The organism is Halococcus salifodinae DSM 8989 (assembly GCF_000336935.1).
In the GTDB taxonomy this organism is placed as follows: Archaea; Halobacteriota; Halobacteria; order Halobacteriales; family Halococcaceae; genus Halococcus; species Halococcus salifodinae.
Window position 1 is genome coordinate 1 of sequence record NZ_AOME01000006.1, and the last position, 4,661, is coordinate 4,661.

Here is a 4,661-nt window from a genome sequence, read left to right on the forward strand (position 1 = left end):
AGAGATCACCCTGATGTGTGTCGTCTACAACATCAAACGCTCCGTCACACAGTGAATTCCACCGCCTTACGGCGATTCAACAGAGCCGAGCGTACGACTACAGGGGCAGAGCGATGACGTGGCGGTCGACCAGCGGCTGCTGGGTCTGCTCGGGGGTTCTTTTCTGCTTAGAAAGCGCTTCTCACGCCCTCATAGTACTGTTCCTGAAGTTATGGTTCCGACGATCCAATCGAGGCAACCCCCACGTTCACGATTTGCGCCGCCGCATAGTGGCCCGGAGATGCAGGCTCACTCGTGGGGATGCAGACGGTCGATCGCGGTCTGGACCGCGGCGGTGTGGCCGATCACCGTGACGTGATCGCCGTGCTCGACGGTGACCTCGCGGTCGGGAACCCGACTGTCGCCGTCCCGGCCCACTAGGGCGATCAACGAGCCGTCGGGCAAGTCAGTACCGAGCTCGGCGACACTCCTGCCCACCACGTCCTCGGCGGTGATCTCAATCTCCTGGACGTCCCCCGAGCGATCCAACTCAGTCATCCAGTTCGAGAGGGCAGGGCGCTCGATCGCGTTGTCGATGGCCCATGCGGTCGCCAGTGACGAGGAGATGGTGCGTACCCCCAAATCCTCGAAGGCGTCCGCGTTCTCGGGTTGGTTGACCCGTGCGATCACGTCCTCGATGCCGAAGGTGGTCCCGCCGAACTGTGCCACCAGCAGGTTGACGTCGTCGTCGCCGGTCGCCGCGGCGAGTATCTTCGCGTTCTCCGCTCCCGCCGTCCGGAGCACATCGGTGTCGGTCCCGTCGCCCACTTGGGCGGTGTGACCAGCATCGCGGGCCTGTTCGACCGCCGATTGGCGATTGTCCACGATCACAACGTTCTCGCCGCGCTGTTCGAGGCGCTCGGCGAGCGCGCGGCCCACGCGCCCGCCGCCGACGATGATGACGCGCATGGGGATCACGTCGAGATACTCCGCCAAGTATCGTGCGAACCCGCCCTGGATCAGCACCGTGGCGAAGATCACGAGGAAGACCGTGCCCACGAGGATCGTCGCGGCATCGACGAGGCCTGCGTCCCTGAGTTGGACCGCGAACAGCGTTGCCACAGAGGCCGGGATGATCCCCCGGGGACCGATGAAGCTCACGAACATCTTCTCCTCGCGGGTGAACCGATCACCCCTCGTCGAGAGCGCCACGCCCACCGGTCGGAGCACGAGCGCAACTACCACCACGACCACGAGACCGCCCACACCCAACGCGAGGAGGTCACCGACGTTCAGCAGGGCTGCAAGCGCGATGAACACAAAGGAAAGCACCAGCAAGGTGATGTCGCCCCCGAAGTCGGTGATGTCGGCCTCGTAGGGGATGTCGAGGTTGCCGAGTACGATCCCGGCGGTGGCGACGGCGGCGATGCCTGCCTCCGGCGAGAGGCTGTCCGCGCCCGCGTAGGCCACCAGTGCGCCGGCGAGCACCAACAGTCGGGCGTTGCGCGGCGCGTTCGATGGCGAGAGGTCCACGTAGCGCAACCCGTACCACAACACCGCGGCGACGATCAGCCCAACGAGGATGCCGATGCCGAGCTTCTCGGCGAACGCGGTCACCACGCTGCCGCCAGCCTCGTCCTCCACGATCACGACCTCAAAGACCACTACCGCGAGGATCGCGGCGGTGACGTCGTTGATGATTCCCTCGGTTTCGAGCGCGGTCCCCACCCGATCGCGCACGGGCACGACCTGGAGGATGGGCGCGATCACGGTCGGGCCGGTGGCGATCAGCAGCGAGCCCACCAGAAAGGCGACGTCCCAGGGCGCGCCGAGCGCGTAGCGCACCGCGGCGGCGGTCCCTACCAGCGAGATCACCGACCCGATCGTCACCAGTTTCAGCGTCGCCGAGGGGGCCGTTCGGAGGCGATCGATCCGGAGGTGAAAGGCCCCCTCGAAGACGATGATCGCCACCGCGAATCCGACGATCACCGGTAGGGCGTCGCCGAACGTGTCGATGGTGATGAGGCGACTTTCGAGCACGAACCCAGAGAGGGGGCCGAGGATCAGGCCGACCGACAGCAGGAAGATGATGCTCGGGACCCGAAACCGGTCGCCGAGCACCTGGGAGATCACGCCGAGCGCGATGATTGCCGCGACGAGCCCGATCAGCGCGCCAGCAGATGCCACTCGCGGCCCTCCATTAATAGACGTGAGACAACCGGCTCACATAAGCCCGTTCACTCCCGTCCGCGCCGAGCGTGGGATCGGACGGTCTCAGGCTTCGGATCCGGTCAAGTCCGCATATACGTCGATGTCTTCGACATCGGGGAACTTCGAGGCGATGTGGTCGCGGCACTCGTCGAGTTGTCACTGGAAGTCCTGACCCTGGGTACTGACGCGGGTGGAGATGGTGGCTGAGTGCACGACCTTCTGGTGCCTCTGATGGCTATATGAAGATTCGGGGTTTTGGAGGGAGGGTCAGGAAGGAGTACCTTCTGAACATAGTTTTCTTATGGGTTGGTTCTCTCTCCGACCCAGATCCTCGACGAATGATTAGCCATAGAGAATAAATAGTGATGATTACCGAACAGGCTCAGTTAGAGAAAATGAGTGACAACGTCTCCACGTAATTCATTTCAATGTTCCTCAAAAGCCAATCTCTTTGGTCGGATTTTCTATGATAGACTCGTATACAGGCATCCGTTTCTCAATCATTGGCGTGTACACGCCACTCCGCGCTCAACTCATCACGGGTCTGCGCGATGAACTTGCCGTTTCGAAAGATCGTTACTCGTCCATTTTCCGCACTCAGGGTAATCGTCGTCACGACGGCCGACCGGACGGACGTATCAAGCGCACTCATATGGCGTGACCCCATCCACTCCGCGTATTCCAGTGACGTATTCTCTCGCTGCTCGTGCGAGTGATCAGTCGATAGGTCTCTGAATCGCACCATCTGACGCTGAACCACGCCGTCGACACTGATGACTACAGCACCATCCTGTGACGAGGCGACCTCTTTCGCGGTCTCGTAGAAATCCGTGATATCGTCGAGAACGTGTCGTGATTTCTCGATGGGCCAATGGTTGTCCCCCATTGCATCAGCGTAGTCGCGAAGAGAACGTCCGGAGACAATGGCAATGTAGAGTCCCGGTCCGCGTGTGTACGGTTCATCCCATCGGTCGAAATTGAGACTGATATCCTCAAGACAGAATTGAATGACATCGAGTAGCTCGGTGACTGTGGCATGGTCTTCGTACGTGATTTCGAGGGGATGGGACTCAGTCATTGTATATCGGGTCGACCAAGCGAGTACGTAAGATTCCTTCGAGCACGAACGACGCGACGACTAATTTCAGACAGGAGGGGTGGACTCTCGCGTGAGCGCGCGTGGAACAGTGAATTCGTTGGCAGGGTGTTCAGGTTCTCTCTCGCTCTCGCAATCCCCTCGGTCGCCACCCGAGGGCAGAGCCCACCAGCAACCCCACACGCGCCCCCGTTCGCGGTCCATCGAGGCATTCGCGGCGAGCGCGCCGAAACATGCTTTTCGTCGGCGAGGTCTGGTCCTCCATCCCGCCAGTGGGTTGCTACCCCCATCGACTCCGCCAGCGCCGCCGACGCACCCGCTATCACGGTCCCGTCGTACTATTTTTCGCCATCCACATGTAGGACTTGCGCGACGAGTGCGCCGGAACATGCCGTTTCGTGGGTGGGGTGCCAACCTCCACAGACCCTATCCATGTACCGAGGAGAGCGACCCACCTCTCCGCCGGCACACCCGCTTTCGCGGTCCACCGGGTGGTCTCCTCTTGGTGGTATAGATGTTACGAGTGCATCGGTGGGCGTGCGGGGGCGGACTCTCGCGGCGAGCGCGCCCAGAACAATGGGTTTCGGTGGCAGGATGATGGTAACGAGTTCTCTCGGTCGCTACCCGAGGACAGAGCCCGCCAGCACCGCCGCACGCGCTCGCTACCGCGGTCCGCTATGGGTGAGTCCGCTGGGAGAGGGTGTAGACCTTTCGCTGAACGAGCGCACTGCTGGGCTGTCCTCTCGGGCTGCACGAGATCAGATCGGACTTTCACGACGAGCGCGCAAGGAATTATGTCTTTCGTTGGTGGGTTGCGGCCCTCACAGGCAACTCTTCCCAGGTCGCCACCCCGAGAGCAGCGCCCGCCGGCGACGCCGAACACGCTCGCTGTCGTGGTCTATCGGGAGAAGTGGGTTGAGGGTGAGCAATCCCAATCATGCCAGAGTCTCCCCGAGTGTGTACTTCGAGCGCACAACCGTAGCCCTTTCGCTAACGATCACTCCACGGTCATACTGATCAAGACTTGGTACTCGACATCAACATGGTTCGTGCTCAATATCGGAGCCAACTCCGACGTCATTTCCTCATAGTCGACGGCACGCTCTAGCGATGGGGGCATCTGGTTGGTGAACTCGGTACTTGCTTTTCCACCGCCGACTCGCGTGTTTTTCCCGAGTGCGTCGACGACAAAACGAAGTCGGACTGCACATCATAGACATGGGTATCGGCCTCAATCCCGTCGACTGAAACGACGGAATACAAGCCACCATGAGGCAAATCGCGGGTCTTGGAACGGCAATCATTGTCGGTCAATAAGAGGCGGTATCTCGCCCGCCAGTAGCCACTCTTTCAGTTGCGGAGAGTGCTCCGGCGT

2 protein-coding genes are annotated in these 4,661 nt (G+C 61.2%); both read right to left on the reverse strand.

Annotated elements, in window-relative coordinates:
• Positions 1-288 precede the first annotated feature (288 nt).
• Complete coding sequence (locus C450_RS00770) at positions 289-2,166, reverse strand: cation:proton antiporter domain-containing protein (protein WP_005038754.1); 1,878 nt, start codon at positions 2,164-2,166, stop codon at positions 289-291.
• Between the two features lie 520 nt (positions 2,167-2,686).
• Positions 2,687-3,268 carry a diadenylate cyclase gene (locus tag C450_RS00775; protein ID WP_005038755.1) on the reverse strand — a complete coding sequence of 194 codons (582 nt, stop codon included), beginning with the start codon at positions 3,266-3,268 and terminating at the stop codon, positions 2,687-2,689.
• Positions 3,269-4,661 lie beyond the last annotated feature (1,393 nt).